The sequence below is a fragment of the Humibacter ginsengisoli genome (genome assembly GCF_054780095.1).
On the sequence record NZ_BAAGWZ010000006.1, the window covers coordinates 44,446 to 63,102 of the forward strand.

Annotated in this window: 16 protein-coding genes and 1 other RNA gene; 9 read left to right on the forward strand and 8 right to left on the reverse strand. The window is 67.6% G+C overall.

From position 1 onward, the window contains the following. Positions 1-16 precede the first annotated feature (16 nt). Complete coding sequence (gene lpdA, locus ACYVI5_RS08485) at positions 17-1,390, forward strand: dihydrolipoyl dehydrogenase (protein ID WP_460579822.1); 1,374 nt, start codon at positions 17-19, stop codon at positions 1,388-1,390. Positions 1,391-1,537: 147 nt separating this feature from the next. Further along, a complete protein-coding gene (sucB, locus tag ACYVI5_RS08490) occupies positions 1,538-3,115 on the forward strand; it encodes a 2-oxo acid dehydrogenase subunit E2 (RefSeq protein ID WP_460579823.1) in 1,578 nt (525 codons plus the stop codon). 9 nt (positions 3,116-3,124) lie between these two features. On the opposite strand, the gene ACYVI5_RS08495 is transcribed toward sucB, so the two are convergent. Next, positions 3,125-4,678, reverse strand: coding sequence for a protein kinase domain-containing protein (locus tag ACYVI5_RS08495; RefSeq protein ID WP_460579824.1), 1,554 nt, complete (start codon positions 4,676-4,678; stop codon positions 3,125-3,127). A 69-nt stretch (positions 4,679-4,747) separates the two neighbouring features. Between ACYVI5_RS08495 and lipB the strand changes: the two genes are divergently transcribed. From lipB to ACYVI5_RS08510, 3 genes are all read left to right on the forward strand, one after another. After that, on the forward strand, positions 4,748-5,383 hold the full coding sequence (lipB, locus tag ACYVI5_RS08500; RefSeq protein WP_460579825.1) for a lipoate-protein ligase B: 636 nt from the start codon (positions 4,748-4,750) through the stop codon (positions 5,381-5,383). Continuing rightward, entirely contained in the window at positions 5,380-6,369 is a 990-nt protein-coding gene (gene lipA, locus ACYVI5_RS08505) for a lipoyl synthase (protein ID WP_460579826.1), read from the forward strand. The genes lipB and lipA overlap by 4 nt, the downstream gene beginning before the upstream one ends. 62 nt (positions 6,370-6,431) lie before the next feature. Further along, positions 6,432-7,133: a DUF4191 domain-containing protein gene (locus ACYVI5_RS08510; protein WP_460529425.1), complete on the forward strand. Its 702-nt coding sequence runs from the start codon at positions 6,432-6,434 to the stop codon at positions 7,131-7,133. 52 nt (positions 7,134-7,185) lie between these two features. Here the strand turns inward: ACYVI5_RS08510 and ACYVI5_RS08515 are convergent, their stop codons facing one another. After that, positions 7,186-7,611, reverse strand: a complete 426-nt coding sequence (locus ACYVI5_RS08515) for an RDD family protein (protein WP_460579827.1) — start codon at positions 7,609-7,611, stop codon at positions 7,186-7,188. A 137-nt stretch (positions 7,612-7,748) separates the two neighbouring features. Between ACYVI5_RS08515 and glnA (ACYVI5_RS08520) the strand changes: the two genes are divergently transcribed. Continuing rightward, complete coding sequence (glnA, locus tag ACYVI5_RS08520) at positions 7,749-9,173, forward strand: type I glutamate--ammonia ligase (protein ID WP_460529431.1); 1,425 nt, start codon at positions 7,749-7,751, stop codon at positions 9,171-9,173. Between the two features lie 124 nt (positions 9,174-9,297). Here the strand turns inward: glnA (ACYVI5_RS08520) and ACYVI5_RS08525 are convergent, their stop codons facing one another. Beyond that, a complete protein-coding gene (locus ACYVI5_RS08525) occupies positions 9,298-12,288 on the reverse strand; it encodes a bifunctional glutamine-synthetase adenylyltransferase/deadenyltransferase (RefSeq protein WP_460579828.1) in 2,991 nt (996 codons plus the stop codon). Positions 12,289-12,290: 2 nt separating this feature from the next. Then, positions 12,291-13,628, reverse strand: a complete 1,338-nt coding sequence (gene glnA / locus ACYVI5_RS08530; protein WP_460529437.1) for a glutamine synthetase family protein — start codon at positions 13,626-13,628, stop codon at positions 12,291-12,293. 167 nt (positions 13,629-13,795) lie between these two features. On the opposite strand from glnA (ACYVI5_RS08530), the gene panB reads away from it, so the two are divergent. Then, on the forward strand, positions 13,796-14,668 hold the full coding sequence (gene panB / locus ACYVI5_RS08535) for a 3-methyl-2-oxobutanoate hydroxymethyltransferase (RefSeq protein WP_460579829.1): 873 nt from the start codon (positions 13,796-13,798) through the stop codon (positions 14,666-14,668). Between the two features lie 44 nt (positions 14,669-14,712). Here panB and ACYVI5_RS08540 read toward each other — a convergent pair whose 3' ends face one another. After that, positions 14,713-14,913, reverse strand: coding sequence for an SPOR domain-containing protein (locus ACYVI5_RS08540; protein ID WP_440293556.1), 201 nt, complete (start codon positions 14,911-14,913; stop codon positions 14,713-14,715). 12 nt (positions 14,914-14,925) lie between these two features. On the opposite strand from ACYVI5_RS08540, the gene map reads away from it, so the two are divergent. Beyond that, positions 14,926-15,792 (forward strand): type I methionyl aminopeptidase, encoded by an 867-nt coding sequence (gene map / locus ACYVI5_RS08545; RefSeq protein WP_460579830.1) that lies wholly within the window; start codon positions 14,926-14,928, stop codon positions 15,790-15,792. 17 nt (positions 15,793-15,809) lie between these two features. Further along, complete coding sequence (gene ppgK / locus ACYVI5_RS08550; protein WP_460579831.1) at positions 15,810-16,589, forward strand: polyphosphate--glucose phosphotransferase; 780 nt, start codon at positions 15,810-15,812, stop codon at positions 16,587-16,589. Positions 16,590-16,602: 13 nt separating this feature from the next. Here ppgK and rnpB read toward each other — a convergent pair. From rnpB to ACYVI5_RS08565, 3 genes are all read right to left on the reverse strand, one after another. Next, an RNA gene (gene rnpB, locus ACYVI5_RS08555) (RNase P RNA component class A) lies at positions 16,603-16,985 on the reverse strand. A gap of 21 nt (positions 16,986-17,006) precedes the next feature. Next, entirely contained in the window at positions 17,007-17,744 is a 738-nt protein-coding gene (locus ACYVI5_RS08560; RefSeq protein ID WP_460579832.1) for a zinc ribbon domain-containing protein, read from the reverse strand. Positions 17,745-17,805: 61 nt separating this feature from the next. Continuing rightward, positions 17,806-18,621: a Nif3-like dinuclear metal center hexameric protein gene (locus ACYVI5_RS08565; protein ID WP_460579833.1), complete on the reverse strand. Its 816-nt coding sequence runs from the start codon at positions 18,619-18,621 to the stop codon at positions 17,806-17,808. Positions 18,622-18,657 lie beyond the last annotated feature (36 nt).

The window sequence follows — 18,657 nt, forward strand, 5'->3', positions numbered from 1 at the left end:
CCCGAGGAGTAAATGGGTGTCTGAGCAGAACTTCGACATCGTTGTTCTGGGAGGCGGGAGCGGAGGCTACGCGGCGGCATTGCGCGCGAGCGAACTCGGCTTCTCCGTCGCCCTGATCGAAAAGGACAAGGTCGGAGGGACCTGCCTGCACAGGGGATGCATCCCCACCAAGGCGCTTCTGCACTCGGCCGAGGTCGCCGACTCCGCGCGCGACGCCGCCAAGTTCGGTGTCACTGCCGCTCTCGAGGGCATCGACATCGAGGCGGTGACGAAGTACCGCGAGGGCATCGTCGCGAAGAAGTACAAGGGTCTACAGGGACTCGTCAAGGCGCGCGGCATCACCCTGGTCGAGGGTGAGGGGCGACTGGCCGCGCCCAAGGCGGTGCGCGTCGGTGACGTGGACTACGTCGGCAAGTACGTGATCCTCGCCACGGGTTCCTACTCGCGGTCGCTGCCCGGCCTGGAGATCGGCGGCCGCGTCATCACGAGCGAGCAGGCGCTGCAGCTCGACTTCGTACCGAAGAAGGTCGCTGTGCTGGGCGGTGGCGTGATCGGCGTCGAGTTCGCGAGCGTGTGGAAGTCGTTCGGCGCCGACGTCACGATCATCGAGGCACTCCCCCACCTGGTGCCGAACGAGGATGAGTCCATCAGCAAGTCGCTCGAGCGCGCATTCCGCAGGCGGGGCATCGACTTCCGCCTGGGCGTTCGCTTCCAGAACGTGACGCAGAACGACGAGGGCGTCGTCGTCACGCTGGAGAACGGCGACACGGTGGATGCCGAACTGCTGCTCGTCGCCGTCGGTCGCGGACCGGTGACCGTCGGCCTTGGTTATGAAGAGGCGGGCATCACCATCGACCGCGGATTCGTCATCACCGACGAGCGGCTCCGCACCGGAGTGGAAGGCGTCTACGCCGTCGGCGACATCGTGCCGGGACTGCAGCTGGCCCACCGCGGATTCCAGCAAGGCATTTTCGTCGCCGAGGAGATCGCGGGCCTGAACCCCATCGTGGTGGACGACGTCAACATTCCGAAGGTCACCTACTGCGACCCGGAGGTCGCGTCCATCGGCCTCAGCCAGGCGAAGGCGGAGGCGGAGCACGGCAAGGAGAACATCACCTCCTACGACTACAGCCTGGCCGGCAACGGGAAGAGCGAGATCATCGGCACGAGCGGGTCCGTCAAGGTGGTGCGGGTGAACGACGGTCCGGTGGTGGGCGTTCACATGATCGGCGCCCGGGTAGGCGAGCTCATCGGCGAGGCGCAGCTGGCGGTGAACTGGGAGGCCTACCCCGAAGACATCGCGCCGTTCATCCACGCCCATCCCACGCAGAACGAGTCGCTTGGTGAGGCGTTCCTGTACCTGGCGGGCAAGCCGCTCCACACGCTTTAGAGGCGATTGAGGGGAGAGACGCGCCAGCTTGCTCGTGCGTCCGACCCGATTGAGCCAGTGAGTGGCGCAGCCACGATAATCCGCGGCACAGCCGAGTCACTGCAATAAGCTTTCGTAACGAATCGCATTCCTGAAGGAGACTTACCCATGAGCGAATCCGTCAGCCTCCCGGCACTCGGTGAGAGTGTCACGGAAGGCACGGTCACCCGCTGGCTCAAGCAGGTGGGCGACCGCGTCGAGGTCGACGAGCCCCTGCTCGAAGTATCGACCGACAAGGTCGACACCGAGATCCCGTCGCCCGTCGCCGGCGTCGTGGAGCAGATCCTCGTGCAGGAGGACGAGACCGTCGAGGTCGGAACCGCGCTCGTGACCATCGGAGACGGCTCAGGTGCGGGCGCTGAGACGCCGGCACCCGCCCAAGATGCGGCCGCATCGGCTGAGCAGCAGACCGCTCCCGCTGAACAGGCACCGGCTGAGCAAGCGGCTCCCGCCGAACAGGCAGCAGCCCCTGCCGAGCAACCTGCCGCTGCCCAGGAGCAGCCTGAGCCTGAGCCTGCGCAACAGCCGCAGGCCTCCCAGCAGGCGGAGGTGCCCTCGACCGCGGCGGAGACGCCCGAGCAGACTCCGGCTCCAGCACCCGTCGACCAGCCTCCGGCGCAGCAGCCGCCCGCCACCGAGGCGCCGGCCGCCGCCGCACCGGCTCCGGCGGTCGCCGCAACTCCCGCCGCCCCGTCTCCTGCCGCCGCGGCGCCTGCAACGCCGGCCCCCGCGCCTGCTGCACCCGCCTCGGCGCCCGCGGCGCCCGCAGCACAGGCATCCGGGTCGCACGCAGGCTCCGGCTACGTCACGCCGATCGTGCGCAAGCTCGCGAACGAGCAGGGCGTCGACCTGGCGACGGTCACCGGCACGGGAGTGGGCGGTCGTATTCGCAAGGAAGACATCCTGAGCGCCGGCAGCAGCGCATCCGCCGTTCCCGCTGCCGCCGCGAGCACGAAGCTCGAGACCTCGCCGCTGCGTGGAACCGTTCAGCCCATGTCGCGCCTGCGCAAGGTCGTGGCCGACCGTGCCGTCGTGTCGATGCAGAACTCGGCGCAGCTCACCACCGTGGTCGAGGTTGACGTGACCAAGGTCGCGGCTCTGCGGAGCCGCGTGAAGGGCGACTTCGAGAAGGCCACCGGCACCAAGCTGTCGTTCCTGCCGTTCTTCACGCTGGCGGCCGCCGAGGCTCTGAAGGCGTATCCGGTCATCAACGCTACGGTCGACGGTGAGAACATCGTCTACCCGGACCACGAGAACATCTCCATCGCCGTGGACACGGAGCGGGGCCTCCTGACCCCGGTCGTGCGCGGCGCCAGCGATCTCAACATCGCCCAGCTCTCGCAGCAGATCGCGGATCTCGCTCAGCGCACCCGCGACAACAAGCTGAAGCCCGACGAGCTCGCCGGAGGCACGTTCACCGTCACGAACACCGGATCCCGCGGTGCGCTGTTCGACACCCCGCTGGTCTTCCTCCCGCAGGTGGCGATTCTCGGCACGGGAATCGTCTCGAAGAAGCCGGTCGTGGTGCAGGCAGACGGCACCGATTCCATCGCCATCCGTTCGACCGTCTACCTCGCGCTGTCGTACGACCACCGCATCGTCGACGGTGCGGATGCCGCACGCTTCCTCATCGCGGTGAAGAACCGTCTCGAAGAGGGTGCCTTCGAGTCCGACCTCGGCATCTGAGGGCGGGATCTAGCTCTCGAACAACGCACGAAGACGCCAGCCGGCTTCGGTCCTGATCAGCAGGATCGAAGCCGGTTTCGTCGTCTCACCCGCCGGCGCCACCGAGATGACCGCCGCATCGCCTATGGTCTCGGTCAGCGACAGCTGGCCGAGCTCCGGTGCAGCCCGCCCCCTCTGTCCGGCCGCGATCAAGGCGCGATCGGCGGCGAAGAGAGGCGAGTCGGCCTGATCGACGTCGGAGAGGCATCCATCGTCGCCCTTCTCGAGGCACGAGCCGCGCGACCGGAGCAGCCGGAACGCCGCGTGAACCGGGTCGTCCTCAGGTTCCGCTGCCTGCGAATCGGTGGGCGGCGTGGCAGTGCTCATCGGATGCCGAGGCGACGGGATAGACGACGACCGCGCGTGACCCGCCACCGGTGCGGTGAGGGCAGGCGTCGGCGCCTCCGCGTGCCCTGCCTGGGTGCTCGGCAGGGCCAGCAGTGCGACGAGCGTCAGGGCGACCGCTCCCCCTGCGCCGATCAGAACTGGTCTCCTGCGGCCGCTCAGGAGGTGGCGCAACCGACCCGAGATCATGCGCGCAACGCCGTGCTCCATCGCGGCCGCCAGCGTTCCTATGGCGCGGCCGGCTGCACGGCGGCCACGTTCTGCTCGTTCGTCGGTCGTATCGCGAGGGTGTTGAGGCAGGTCTTCACGAGACCGCTGAGCCGTCTCGTCGTGGACCACGGCTCCGCCGGAGAGCGCGGTGTCGTTGTACGACCGCGCCGTCGTCGCGCGAGCGCCCGTTCCCATCGTGAGCGGCGCGGGCGGACCGAGCGCGAACAGTGCTCGTTCGACCTCATCCACGATCGCACCCTCGGCAGCGCCTTCGACCCTGAGACGGTCCATCGCGACGCGGACGCCTTCGACCTCGTGTGCTTCGACCGTCTCGGCGCGGGTGACGATCGCATCCATGATCGTGGCGCACCTGTCCCAGTCCTCGGCCACCCGGGCCGGTGTGACGGGCGTGACCGATCCGAAGCCGAGCAGCACCGGGCATCCGCTCTCGTCGAAGCGGATGCTCGCCGCTGCAACGTTCCCGTGCGCCCATCCAGCCGCATGGACGGCTCGTATCCCTCGCACCACCGACACGGCTGCGGTGACGACCTCGCCTGTGTCGAGGAGGATGCGGTCCCTCAGCCAGTCCGCCAGCGTGGGCCCGGACAACCGTTCCAGCACGATGCACACCGGTCGATCGGGTGCGCACGAGACATCGATGACCGAGACCACGTGCGAAGACGCGACCGCGGTGAGGCAGGCGACCTCGTTGTCGATCCGGGCGGCATCGACGTCATCCGCGTAGGCCTTCACGACGACCTGGCCGTCGTCGCCCGATGCGAGGTAGGCGACGCTGTGCTCGCCGCGGCCGATCGTGCGCAGCAATCGGTACCCGCCGAGCTCGCTCCGGACGGCAACGGCTCCGGGATCTCGTTCCTTCGTCGTGTCGGGCGAGGTGCCGCGGTGCTTGCGCTTCTTGCCTGCCATGGATGCCAGCGTGCCGCGGCACGACATTCGCGCGGACGTCATGTCGGCGTTCTGTGAGGCGGTGAGGACGGACGCGAGATGGGGAGGAAGAGAGCGCGATAGGCTCAAAGGGTGATCGACTACGTCGACACGGGGCTAAGCGCCAACTCCGTGCCGTATCTCGACGCTCTCGACCAGCAGCGTGCCGTGCACGCTGCCGTCGTCGACGGGCGGGCGCCAGACACAGTCATCCTTCTCGAGCACGAATCCGTGTACACCGCCGGTAAACGAACCGAGCCGGACGAACGGCCGTCGGACGGCACGCCGGTCATCGACGTGGACCGTGGGGGCAAGATCACCTGGCACGGCCCGGGTCAGCTTGTCGGGTATCCGATCCTCCGGCTTGCCGAGCCGATCGACGTCGTCGGGTACGTCCGGCGCCTGGAAGGGATGCTCATCCATGTGCTTGCCGACCTCGGCGTCGACTCGCACCGCGTCGACGGGCGGAGCGGGGTGTGGGTGTCGACAGACGGGCCGGACGCGAAGATCGCGGCCATCGGCATCCGTGTCGCCTCCGGCGTGACCATGCACGGGTTCGCCCTGAACTGCAGCAACGACCTGGAGCCGTACGAGCACATCGTGGCGTGCGGCATCCGCGATGCCGGAGTGACGACCATCTCCCGGGAGCTCGGCCGCATCGTGACGCCACAGGATGCCGCTCCCCTGGTGCGCGCGCACTTCGACTCCGTGATCGGGGTTGCCGCGTGACCGCCGCGCCGGACGGGCGCAGGCTGCTGCGCCTGGAGGCCCGGAACGCCGAGACGCCGATCGAGCGAAAGCCGGAGTGGATCAAGACCCGTGCTCGGATGGGCCCGGAGTACACGCAGCTGCAGGGCCTGGTGAAGTCCGAGGGGCTGCACACCGTCTGCCAGGAGGCCGGCTGTCCCAACATCTACGAGTGCTGGGAGGACCGAGAGGCCACCTTCCTCATCGGCGGAAGTCAGTGCACCCGGCGGTGCGATTTCTGCCAGATCGACACCGGCAAGCCTGCCGAGTTCGACGCCGACGAACCGCGCCGCGTTGGCGACACGGTGGCACAGATGGGACTGCGCTACGCGACCGTGACGGGCGTCGCCAGGGACGACTTGGCCGACGAGGGGTCATGGCTGTACGCCGAGACCATCCGGGAGATTCACCGGCAAGCACCGGGGACCGGGGTGGAGATCCTGGTGCCCGACTTCTCCGGGCAGCCCGAACACCTGCGTCGGGTGTTCGACGCCGAACCCGAAGTCTTCGCGCACAACGTGGAGACCGTGCCGCGACTGTTCAAGCGAATCCGGCCCGCCTTCCGCTACGAGCGGTCCCTGGACGTCATCACGCAGGCACGCGACGCCGGCATGATCACGAAGTCCAACCTCATCCTCGGCATGGGCGAGGAGCGTCACGAGGTGAGCGACGCGTTGCGGCACCTGCACGACGCAGGCACGGACATCCTGACGATCACGCAGTACCTTCGGCCCAGTCCCCGCCACCTGCCGGTGGCGCGGTGGGTCAAACCGGAGGAGTTCGTCGAGATCAAGGCGGAGGCTGAGGCGGTCGGATTCCTCGGCGTGCTCTCCGGTCCGCTGGTGCGCTCGTCGTACCGCGCCGGGCGTCTGTGGGCGCAGTCGATGACGGCGAAGGGGCGGCCGATCCCCGCACACCTGAGCGCGCTGGCGGATGCCTCGCTCGGCTTCGCTCAGGCTGTCGGCTGAGGTCGCCGAACCGCTGCCGTAGGCCGCATTCCGGCACGTGCTGAGCCGGTATCCTGGACACCATGGCACGCAAGGACACCGAAGCGACGAAGGAACCCGGCCGCATCAAGCAGATGTGGCAGGTCTTCCAGATGACCCGCCGCTACGACTCGCGCGCTCAGTGGTACATGCTGGGCACGCTTCTGCTCGGCGCCGCGATCGGCGTTGTGCTCGCGCTCACGCTCACCGGCGGCAACGTGTTCTCGCTGGTGCTGTGGATCGTGGCCGGTGTGCTGCTCGGTGCGCTCGGCGCCATCATCGTGCTCGGCCGACGGGCGGAACGCGCCGCCTACTCGCAGATCGAGGGCCAGCCCGGCGCCGTCGGCGCTGTGCTGCGCAGTTCGCTCAAGCGCTCCTGGCGCGGCAGCGAGATGCCGGTGGCTGTGAACGGACGCACTCGCGACGCGGTCTATCGCGCGGTGGGCCGCGGAGGGGTCGTGCTGATCGGCGAAGGCCCTGCGACGCGTACCCGGAAGATGGTGGAGGACGAGCGGCGCAAGATCGCCCGCATCGTGCCGAACGTGCCGATCAACGTGTTCAACGTCGGCCCCGATCCTGATGCGGTGCCGCTTCACAAGCTCGCCGGCCGCATGGCGAAGATCAAGGTGGCTCTGACGAAGCCCGAGGTTCTTGCGGTCGACAATCGGCTCGGTTCGCTGGGGAGCCAGATGCCCATTCCGAAGGGCGTCGACCCGTTGAAGGTGCGCCCGCAGCGCGCTCGCTGATTGCCGCCGGTTGAGCCCGTCGAAACCGCCGCGGGTTCAGCTGACGATCAGGTCAGGCGCGCAAGAGTGCCGTGCCCGCGACCTTGTCGTGGAACCCGCGCTGATCGGAGTCCCACACGAGAGCCGGGATCACGACGCACAGCAGCACGGTGCGCACGAGCGGACGCCACAGCCCCACCCAGGTGCCGTTCAAGGCCACCAGCCGGAGTCCGAGGATGCGGTGCCCGATGCTCCCGCCGATCGTCGGGATGAAGACATACTGCAGCAGAGCGAAGATGCCCAAAGTCGCCCAGCTGTCGTAGTGGAAGAACGCGAAAGAGAGCAGGCTCGCGATCGCCCAGTCGATGATCAGGGCGAGGATGCGCCGTCCCGGTCGCGCGATCGATCCGGATCCCGTCTCGGGAAGCCCGAGCCGTTCTCCGGGATAGCGACTGGGTGCGAGATCGCCGAACCGGCGCGGAGTGGTGGAGCTGGGCACCGGACCACCCTATCGATGGCTGCTGCGTAACATCCCCGAAACAATCGCGATACGGTGGGGAAATCGCCGCCCCCTAGCCTGTCACCGGCTGTTCGCGCAGCGCGATTCGCCTCCCGTCACCTTCTTGGAGAAACCACATGTTCAGTGATTCGTCCGAGGTGCTCAAGTTCATCAAGGACACGGACGTCAAGTTCCTCGACATCCGGTTCACCGATCTCCCCGGTGTGCAGCAGCACTTCAACATTCCCGCCTCCACCGTCGACGAGGAGTTCTTCTCCGTCGGGCAGCTCTTCGATGGCTCTTCGATCCGCGGCTTCGCGTCGATCCACGAGTCGGACATGCAGCTCATCCCCGATGTCTCCACGGCTTACGTCGACCCGTTCAGGGCGGAGCGCACGCTGGTCATGGTGTTCGACATCTTCAACCCGCGCAACGGCGAGGTGTACGGCAAGGACCCGCGCCAGGTCGCGAAGAAGGCCGAGAAGTACCTCGCCTCGACGGGCATCGCCGACACGGCGTTCTTCGCCCCTGAAGCCGAGTTCTACATCTTCGATGACGTGCGCTACGAAGTGAAGCAGAACACCGCCTACCACTTCGTGGACTCCGAGGAGGCGGCCTGGAACAGCGGCCGCGCCGAAGAGGGCGGAAACCTCGCGAACAAGACGCCGTACAAGGGCGGATACTTCCCTGTCTCCCCCGTCGACAAGCAGGCGGATCTGCGCGACGACATCTCGCTGAAGCTCATCGACGCCGGCCTGATCCTCGAGCGCGCCCACCATGAGGTCGGAACCGGTGGCCAGGCAGAGATCAACTACCGCTTCGACACCATGGTGCACGCGGCCGACGACATCCTGAAGTTCAAGTACATCGTCAAGAACACCGCGGAGCAGTGGGGCAAGACCGCCACGTTCATGCCGAAGCCGCTGTTCGGTGACAACGGTTCGGGCATGCACACGCACCAGTCTCTGTGGAATGAGGGCAAGCCGCTGTTCTACGACGAGGCGGGCTACGGCGGTCTCTCCGACATCGCACGCTGGTACATCGGCGGCCTGCTCAAGCACGCGGCGAGCGTGCTGGCGTTCACGAACCCGACGGTGAACTCGTACCACCGTCTGGTGCCGGGCTTCGAGGCTCCGGTCAACCTGGTGTACTCGGCGGGCAACCGCTCGGCCGCCATCCGCATCCCGATCACGGGCACGAACCCGAAGGCCAAGCGCATCGAGTTCCGTGCACCGGATGCCTCCGGCAACCCGTACCTGGCGTTCGCGGCGCAGCTGATGGCAGGCCTCGACGGCATTCGCAATCGCATTGAGCCGCACGAGCCCGTGGACAAGGACCTCTACGAGCTCCCGCCCGAGGAGGCCAAGGCCATCCCGCAGGTACCGGGAACCCTGGATGCCGTGCTCGACGCCCTTGAGGCGGATCACGACTTCCTCACCGCGGGCAACGTGTTCACGCCCGAACTCATCGAGACGTGGATCGACTACAAGCGCGAGAAGGAGATCAAGCCGCTCGCGCAGCGTCCGCACCCGTTCGAGTTCGAACTGTACTACGGAGTCTGATCGCAGAACGACAGGAAGCGGGCCGTCCCTCAGGGGGCCGGCCCGCTTCGTTGTATGTGCTTTCTCGCCCGTCGATTTCGACGAGCTCGACCGAGGGGAAAGTCTCGCCAATCGCGCGAGCGGCTCAGGAATCGTAGAAGTTGCGCTCGAACACGGCGCGCGCTCGCCTCGTGACCGCGAGGTACTCCTCCTCGAGCGCGCTCGCCGATCCGCGTGGGTAGCCGAGCAGGCGGGCGACGCCGTCCAGCGCCTTGCGCTCCGTCGGCAGCAGATCCGACGTCTTGTTGGTCCACAGCGTGACGGCACTGCGCGCCCTGGAGGCGAGCATCCACGCGTCACGCAGGCGATCGGCATCCCCCTGTTCCAGAAGTCCGAGGTCGACGCAAGCCGCGAGGGCTTCGAGGGTCGAGGTGGTGCGCAGAGCGGATGACGATGCGGCGTGCTGGAGCTGCTGTAGCTGTACGAGCCACTCCACGTCACTGAGCGAGCCCCGACCGAGCTTCAGGTGCCTTGCCGGGTCTGCGCCCTGCGGCAGCCGTTCGTTCTCCACGCGCGCCTTGATGCGCTTCACCTCGCGAACATCGCGTTCCGAGATGGAAGCCGGGTAGCGCACCGAGTCGGCGAGTTGCTCGAAGTCGGCGAGCAGTCGCTCGTCGCCCGCGATGCCGCGTGCCCGCAGGAGCGCCTGAGCCTCCCAGGTGAGGGACCACCGCCGGTAGTAGGCGCGATACGACTCGAGCGAGCGGGCCGGCGCGCCGTTCTTGCCCTCCGGGCGCAGATCGAGGTCGAGTTCGAAGGGCAGGCGGGCGTCGTCGGTGAGCCGGTTCAGCTCCGAGACGATGGATAGAGCCGCCGGGTGCACGGCCTCGGTTTCCACACCGTCGTGCGGGCGGAAGACATAGACCACGTCGGCGTCCGACCCGAAGCCCAGCTCTCTGCCTCCGAACCGCCCCATCGCGATCACGGCGAACTCCATCGGCGCAGGCGCCTCGGCGCGGATCGCAGAAAGGATGCCGTTGATCGTCACCTCGGAGATGTCGGAGAGGCCGGCGGCGAGTTCGGTGACGTTCGCAACACCGAGGATTCCCGCGAATGCAAGCCTCAGCACCTCTCTGCGCCGCACAGCACGGATGGCCTTCGCCGCCGCGTCCGGGGTCTCGTGACGGTCCAGGATCGCGGCGACCTCGTCGTCGAGCGCGCCCCGCGGCCTGGCGCGAAGGTCCGCGTCGTCATCGAGCCACGCCACGCTCTCCGGAATGAGCCCGAGGAGCTCGCCGGCGAACCGGGATCCCGACAGCACTCGGGTCAACCGCTGAGCGGCGCCCGACGAGTCGCGGAGCATGCGGAGGAACCAGTGCGTGCCGCCGAGGTCTTCGCTCAGCCGCCGGAACGTGAGCAGGCCATAGTCCGGGTCGGCGCCGTCGGCGAACCACTGCAGCAAGACAGGCAGCAGGGTGCGCTGGATGGCCGCCCGCCGCGAGACCCCCGACGTCAGCGCCGCGATGTGCTGCAGCGCCCCTTGCGGGTCGACGAATCCGATGGCGGCCAGGCGCGCCTGCGCCTGCTCACTGGTCAGCGCTTGTTCTCCGGCCAGTGCACCTTCGTCTCCGGGCAGCGCTGCCACCGCGGCGAGCAGCGGACGGTAGAAGAGCCGCTCGTGCAGTCCGCGCACCCGACGCTTGACAGCGACCCAGGCATCCGTGAGCTCGTCGGCGCCGCCGGCGAGGCCGGTCGCCCTGGCGAGCACGCGCAGCCGCTGCTCGTCGCGAGGCATGAGGTGGGTACGACGGAGCTCGGAGAGCTGGATGCGGTGTTCGAGTAGGCGCAGGACGCGATAGTCCCGCGCGAACTCGGCGGCCTCGGCGCGTCCGATGTAACCGGCGGCGGCAAGTGCCTCGAGCGCAGGCAACGTGCCGGCGACCCGAACCGTGGGATCAGTGTGCCCGTGCACGAGCTGCAGCAGTTGCACCGTGAACTCGATGTCGCGCAGCCCGCCCGGCCCGAGCTTCAGCTGCCGGTCGACCTCGTCGGCGGGGATGTTCGCGGTCACCCGCTCGCGCATACGCTGAACGGACTCGACGAAGTTCTCGCGTTCGGCGCTCGACCAGACGAATGGTGCGAGCGCATCCGTGTAGCGGCGTCCGAGTGCCGGGTCTCCCGCTATCGGTCGCGCCTTCAGCTGCGCCTGGAACTCCCAGCCCTGCGCCCAACGGTCGTAGTAGGCGAGATGGGATTCGAGGGTGCGCACCAGCGCGCCGTCCTTGCCCTCCGGGCGCAGGTTGGCATCCACCTCCCACAGCGGCGGCTCGATCGCGAACTCGTCGATTCCCCGCATCGTCAGCGTCGCGAGTCTGGTGCCGACGTCGACCGCCCTAGCCGAGGAGACGCCGGCCACCTCGTCGCCCTCCACCACGAAGATGACGTCGACGTCGCTCAGGTAGTTGAGTTCCTCGGCGCCGGTCTTTCCCATGCCGATCACCGCGAGCTTGGTGCCGGCGACGTCCGCGGCGGGGAACGTTCCCGGCCCTGTTCCGCTGGCGATCGCCCGGGCGACGGCCAGCGAGGCGTCGAGGGCGGCGCCGGCGAGAGCGGCTAGCGTTCGTGCGACCGCACCGATCCCTTCGACGGGGTCGCGCTGCTGCAGGTCGAACGCGGCGATCTCCGTGAGGCGCGTGCGGTAGCGGGCGCGCAGGGCGATCCAGGCATCCTCCCCCGAAATGGATGCCACGCCGTCCCGTACGCCGACCGAGTCCAGGAGATCGTCGCACAGCTCGGATTCCGCCGGCAGGCTCTCGAGCGCTTGGAAGAACACATCGAGGGCGTCCGGCCGGCGCATCAGGAACTCGGCGAGTCCGCTGGAGGCTCCGATCACCTGCAACAGCCGATGCAGCGCATCCTGATCCGCGAATAGCCGAACGGTCTCGTCTGGGCGGCGTCGCAGGAGGGCGAGCATCCGCTCGAGGGCGGCATCCGGGTCGGCCACATCGACGACGAGCTCGATGATCCGCTCCGGTGGCGGACCGCCGAGCGCGGCGAGCTCGTCGAGGCGGGAGCGGGCATCCGAGAGTCCCACGAAGCCCGCCCGTGCCAAGGCGGTCAACGTGATCGGCGGCATCGTCAGAGGATCTCGAGGTTCGTGCGCAGCTCGTATGGCGTCACCTGAGCGCGGTACTCCCGGAAGTCGCGCTGCTTGTTGGCCAGCACATAGTTGAAGACCTGCTCCCCCAGCGTCTCCGCGACCAGCTCGGACTCCTCCATGCGCTGCACCGCCTGGTCGAGGCTGGACGGCAGCGCGTGGTAACCCAGCGCACGCCGTTCGGCGTCGCTCAGCGCCCACACGTCGTCCTCTGCCTCCGGCGGAAGCTCGTACTCCTGCTCTATGCCCTTGAGTCCGGCCGCCAGCAGCAGTGAGAACGCGAGGTAGGGGTTTGCGGCGGAGTCGATGCCGCGGTACTCCACGCGCGCGCTCTGCCCCTTGCTCGGCTTGTACAGGGGAACGCGCACCAGCGCTGATCGGTTGTTGTGGCCCCAGCACACGTAGCTCGGCGCCTCGTCGCCACCCCACAGCCGCTTGTACGAGTTCACGAACTGGTTCGTCACGGCCGTGATCTCCGGAGCATGCTGCAGCACTCCGGCGATGAACTGACGGGCCACTTTGGAGAGCTGATACTCCGAACCCGGTGCGAAGAACGCGTTCGTGTCGCCCTCGAACAACGACAGGTGCGTGTGCATGCCGCTTCCCGGATGCCCGGTGAGCGGTTTCGGCATGAACGTCGCGTACACGCCCTGCTCGATCGCCACCTCCTTGATCACGGTGCGGAACGTCATGATGTTGTCGGCTGTGGTGAGGGCGTCCGCGTAGCGCAGGTCGATCTCGTTCTGCCCAGGACCGACCTCGTGGTGACTGAACTCCACCGAGATGCCGAGGTCCTCCAGCATCCGCACCGACCGGCGACGGAAGTCGTGCGCGGTGCCGCCCGGCACGTTGTCGAAGTATCCGGCGGAGTCGACCGGCTCGGGGCCGCTCTCGCCGAACTTCGACGACTTCAGCAGATAGAACTCGATCTCCGGATGCGTGTAGAACGTGAAACCGCGCTCCGCCGCCTTCTCGAGGGTGCGCTTGAGCACGTTGCGGGGGTCGGCCACCGCGGGCGCGCCGTCCGGTGTCGTGATGTCGCAGAACATGCGGGCGGTGGGATCCACCTCCCCGCGCCATGGCAGGATCTGGAACGTCGTGGGATCCGGATGGGCGAGCAGGTCGGACTCGAACGTGCGCGTGAGACCCTCGATGGCCGACCCGTCGAAGCCCAGGCCCTCCGTGAACGCGCCCTCCACCTCGGCGGGCGCGATCGCCACGGACTTCAGGGTTCCGACGACATCGGTGAACCACAGGCGGATGAACTTCACGCCGCGTTCCTCGATGGTACGGAGCACGAAGTCGCGCTGCTTGTCCATGAAGATCCCTTTCCTCGCGCTCGGTGATGGGACGGAATCGCTCGTCCCAGATTATCGGCGATTCAGACGAGAACCCACGCGTGCTACCTCGCGTGGCCGAGCCGAGTCAGCCGGTGAGCGGCGCAAGCCGCGATGTCGGGTGGAGCGGCGCGGATAGACTGACCGCCATGGCTGACCAGGCAAGCGAAACGTCGTCCACCGCTGCCGAGGAGCGGCCGTACGGCGGAGGTTCGGAAGGCGGCCCACGCCGGGTGCGTACCCGGCACTTCCAGAACGCGAAGGCCAGCGGAATCAAGATCACCGGGCTCACGAGCTACGACATGCTGAGCGCGCAGATCTTCGACGAGGCGGGCATCGACTTCCTGCTCGTGGGGGACTCCGCTGGCAACAACGTGTTCGGGTACGACACGACGTTGCCGGTGCGCGTGGACGACTTGATCCCACTCACCCGCGCCGTCGCGCACGCCGTGCGCCGGGCATTCGTGGTGGCCGACATGCCGTTCGGCTCATACGAGACCGACGTGCAAGACGCACTGCACACCGCTGTGCGGTTCATGAAGGAGACAGGAGCGCACGCCGTCAAGCTCGAGGGCGGCCGCAGGAGCGCCAAGCAGATCCGCCGCATCGTCGACGCAGGCATCCCTGTGATGGCCCACATCGGTTACACGCCGCAGAGCGAGCACCAGCTCGGCGGACACATCATCCAGGGACGCGGCGAGTCGGGTGTCGAGGCGCTTCTGGCAGACGCGCACGCGGTCGAGGAGGCCGGGGCGTTCGCCGTGGTGCTGGAGATGGTGCCGGCGGATGCCGCGGCGCAGGTCACGAAGGAGCTCGGTATCCCGACGATCGGCGTGGGCGCAGGGCCCCACGTCGACGGACAGCTGCTGGTCTGGACGGACTGGGCCGGCTTCACCACGGGGCGCGTTCCGCGCTTCGTGCGTCAGTATGCCGACCTGAAAGGTGTTCTGGGCGACGCGGCACGACGGTACCGGGAGGATGTCGAGCAGGGCGAGTACCCGGGACCCGAGCACAGCTACTGAGCCGGTCGCGGTGCCTCGCTACTCGGAGTCTGCGGGGACCTGACTCAGTTGCCCTCAGCCGCGTCTTCGTCGGCCCAGCGCTGGCTGTTCTCGCGAATCTTGTCCCACGCATGCTCGGCGCCCTCACGGGTGTCGAACGGTCCGAGCCGATCGGGTAACGGCGACTTGAGGCCCTGCTCGACCTGACCGGTCTTGGTGTTGTACCAGAACTTGTGCACCATGTCGTCGTCGTACGCCTCGGCCATAAGGTTGATCCTATGCCCAAGGATTCCTCCGGCCACCTGACTCCCGGCCGCGTCTCACCCCGGCGTCCCGTTCCCGCTTCCATTCCCCGACCGGAATACGTCGGGCGGCCCGGTCCGGCCCGCGACGACCGAGGTGACGTCTACTCCCCCGAAGAGATCGAGCTGATCCGTGAGTCCGGTCGCATCGCCGCGCAGGCGATCGCGCTCGTGGGCGACCATGTCCAGCCGGGCGTGACGACCGAGGAGCTCGACGCCGTCGCCCACGAGTTCCTCATCGCCCACGATGCCTACCCGTCCACGCTCGGCTACCGCGGCTATCCCAAGTCCAGCTGCACCTCGGTGAACGAGGTGATCTGTCACGGCATCCCCGACGACACCGCCCTCGAGGAGGGCGACATCGTCAACGTCGACATCACCGCGTTCAAGAACGGCTTTCACGGCGACAGCAACCAGACATTCATCGTGGGGCAGGCATCCGACGAGGTGACGCAACTGGTCGAGCGCACTCGTGAGGCGCTGAACCGCGGAATCAAGGCCGTCGCGCCGGGGCGACAGGTGAACGTGATCGGTCGCGCGATCGAGTCGTACGCGAAGCGATTCGGCTACGGCGTGGTGCGAGACTTCACCGGACACGGCGTCGGTCGCTCGTTCCACTCCGGGCTGATCATCCCGCACTACGACTCCGCCCCTGCTTACGACACCGAGATGGTGCCTGGCATGGTCTTCACGATCGAGCCGATGCTGACCCTCGGCAGCCACGACTGGGACATGTGGGCGGACGACTGGACGGTCACCACGAAGGACAAGTCCATCACCGCGCAGTTCGAGCACACGCTCGTCGTGACGGAGCGGGGAGCCGAGATCCTGACCCTCCCGTGAGCCGGTAGATTTCCCTCATGGCCTCCACAACGGCAATCGGGATCGACATCGGCGGAACGGGGATCAAGGGCGGCATCGTCGACCTGAAGTCCGGAGAGCTGGTCAGTGACCGGGTCAAGCTGGCGACGCCGAAGGGCGGCAAGCCCGACGACATCGTCGAGACCTCCCGGGAGGTGCTCGACGCACTCGCCGGCGACGACCCGAACGCGCCGGTCGGGGTGTGCTTCCCTGCCATCGTGAAGAACGGCCGCACGATGTCGGCGGCGAATGTCTCCAAGAAGTGGGTCGGGCTCGAAGCGGAGAAGCTCTTCGAGAAGACGCTCGAGCGCGACATCCTGTTCGTCAACGACGCGGACGCCGCCGGTTACGCCGAAACGGAGTTCGGTGCTGCGAAGGATGTCGACGGGCTCGTGATCCTGACCACTCTCGGCACCGGCATCGGCTCCGCTCTCATCTACGACGGCGTACTCGTGCCGAATGCGGAGCTCGGTCACCTGGAGATCGGCGGCCACGACGCGGAGAGCCGCGCCGCGTACTCTGCGAAGGAGCGCGAGGACCTGGACTGGGAGCACTGGAGCAAGCGCCTCACGAAGTACTACCGCACGGTCGAGTTCCTCTTCTCCCCCGACCTCTTCGTCGTCGGTGGCGGCGTATCCAAGCATTGGAACGAGTTCGGCGACCTGATCGACATCGAGACGAAGATCGTGCCAGCGGTGCACCGCAACAACGCAGGCATCCTGGGTGCGGCGGCACTCGCTTCGCGCGGCCACCACAAGCGGCCCGTCGCCACGGCTTGAAACGGCGACGGAGGGAACGGGCCGGCTGATACGCCGGGTTCTGTTCGGATGCACGCGCTCGCGCGAGGCATCCTGGACGGCCATCTATCTCGGGGCCGCGTTGCCGCGACCCTCTAGCGGTCTACCCGGGAACGAGACGAGCAGCCTCATGGTTCCCTGTCTGACCTTGCTCCGGACGAGGTTTGCCGAGCCGACCGGGTCACCCCGGCCGCTGGTGGTCTCTTACACCGCCGTTTCACCCTTACCTTTCGCTTGCGCGAAGGCGGTCTGTTTTCTGTGGCACTGTCTCGCGGGTTACCCCGGGTGGGCGTTACCCACCGTCCTGCTCTGCGGAGCCCGGACGTTCCTCGGCGACATCCGTCAGACGGATGCCGACGCGACCGTCTTGCCGGCCCGTTCGCACTCCAGCGTAGCCGGTCAGGAGTTCTCGTCGCGGATGAGGATGGCCCCGCTGTCGGGGCACAGCACGACCTCGTCGTCCGCCGCCGACCGCACCTCGGCGAGGTCTGAAGGCGACAGCTTCATGTTCGAGGCGAGCGATACCCCTCCGACGAGGCGGGCGGCGCCCACGCCGTACCGATCGCGTTGCTTCTCGTACAGGGCTACGAGGTCGGCAGGAAGACCGGATGCGATAGCGGTGCGGTCGGCGGAGGCATCCGTTCGCTTGCGCTCCAAGGTCTCGATTTCTGCGGTGCGCTCGGCCTCGAGTTGAGCCACCTTCCCCTCGATATCGGCGCCCTCGGCGTCGATCCCGGCCAGCTGTTGCTCGAGTGCCTCGATGCGCTCCATGATCGCCAGCTCGATGTCTTCGAGATCGCCGCGTCGCTTGCGCAACGACTGCAGCTCCGCCTCGAGGGCGGCGACGTCTTTCACCGATGCGGTGTGCTGAACGCGCTCGGAGTCGCGCGTCATGCGAGCCTCGACGATCTCGACATCCGACTCCAGACGGGAGAGCTCTGCTCGAGCGTCTTCCAGCTCGCCGGTCACGCTGAGCCGGCGCCCGCGGATCTCCGCCGCCTGCGGCTCGAGTTCGGCGAGCTGCTTCGCCTGCGGCGGGTTCGCGATCGACCGTGTCGCCTGCGCGATCGCGTTGTCGAGCTCCTGAACGCGCAAGAGTTCGCGTTGGTCGCGTGGATCAGCCTTCACAGCACTCATCTCGTCGTGGAAGTCCGGGTGTCGATCTGCTCTACGTTATTGCACGGCGTTCGCATGGGCGTCACTGCACGACCGTGAAGTCCCACGGATCCGTTCGCAGCTCGCTGACCACGACATGAAGACCGGGCAGGGCCTCCCGCAACTGCTCCGCGGCGACATCGAGCCAGAGCCATTCCGCTGCCCAGTGCGACACGTCGATCAGCGCTGGACCGCCGCCCACGCGGGCCTGCTCGATCGCCTCTGATGCCGGATGGTGACGCAGGTCGGAGGTGATGTAGACATCCGCCCCACGCACTGCAGGCTCGGCGAGGAACGCGTCGCCCGCTCCACCGCACAGTGCGACGGTGGTGACCGGCCGCGCGTACTCGCCGGCGACGCGAACTCCGGTTGCGGTGGGCGGAAGGATGCCTGCGATGCTCCGCGCGAGATGCCCGAGCGTCGTCGCTTCGGGCAGCGTTCCCACTCGGCCGAGTCCGGAACCGTCGTCGGTTCCCGTGACGATGGGTCGCGCATCCACGAGGCTCAGCCGCGACGCGAAGACGTCGGACACCCCGTCGGGCACGACGTCGGCGTTCGTGTGCGCCGTCACGAGCGCGCACCCGGATCGGATGAGCCGCGCCACGAGCGCACCCTTGTACCTGTCCTCGGCGACGCTGGTGACACCACGCAAGAGCAGCGGATGATGCGCGAGCAGCAGGTCGTACCCGCCCTCCACCGCCTCGTCGACCGTGTCGGAGACGGCATCGACGGAGAGAAGAACCCGGGAGACGGATGCTCGCGGGTCTCCGGTCACGAGCCCGGGAGCATCCCACTGCTCGGCTCCCGACACCGGCCACAGGCGCTCGGCTACGGACAGGAACTCGGCGATCGTCGGCACCGTTCGAGCCTACGGCGTCGACGAGCATCACGCCGG

Excerpts from the sequence above, each read along its gene's own strand:
- sucB (WP_460579823.1), top strand. The coding sequence starts at position 1,538 with ATGAGCGAATCCGTCAGCCTCCCGGCACTCGGTGAGAGTGTCACGGAA.
- ACYVI5_RS08495 (WP_460579824.1), bottom strand. The coding sequence starts at position 4,678 with ATGACGTCCGCGCGAATGTCGTGCCGCGGCACGCTGGCATCCATGGCA.
- ACYVI5_RS08510 (WP_460529425.1), top strand. The coding sequence starts at position 6,432 with ATGGCACGCAAGGACACCGAAGCGACGAAGGAACCCGGCCGCATCAAG.
- glnA (WP_460529431.1), top strand. The coding sequence starts at position 7,749 with ATGTTCAGTGATTCGTCCGAGGTGCTCAAGTTCATCAAGGACACGGAC.
- ACYVI5_RS08525 (WP_460579828.1), bottom strand. The coding sequence starts at position 12,288 with ATGCCGCCGATCACGTTGACCGCCTTGGCACGGGCGGGCTTCGTGGGA.
- glnA (WP_460529437.1), bottom strand. The coding sequence starts at position 13,628 with ATGGACAAGCAGCGCGACTTCGTGCTCCGTACCATCGAGGAACGCGGC.
- panB (WP_460579829.1), top strand. The coding sequence starts at position 13,796 with ATGGCTGACCAGGCAAGCGAAACGTCGTCCACCGCTGCCGAGGAGCGG.
- ACYVI5_RS08540 (WP_440293556.1), bottom strand. The coding sequence starts at position 14,913 with ATGGCCGAGGCGTACGACGACGACATGGTGCACAAGTTCTGGTACAAC.
- map (WP_460579830.1), top strand. The coding sequence starts at position 14,926 with ATGCCCAAGGATTCCTCCGGCCACCTGACTCCCGGCCGCGTCTCACCC.
- ppgK (WP_460579831.1), top strand. The coding sequence starts at position 15,810 with ATGGCCTCCACAACGGCAATCGGGATCGACATCGGCGGAACGGGGATC.
- ACYVI5_RS08560 (WP_460579832.1), bottom strand. The coding sequence starts at position 17,744 with ATGAGTGCTGTGAAGGCTGATCCACGCGACCAACGCGAACTCTTGCGC.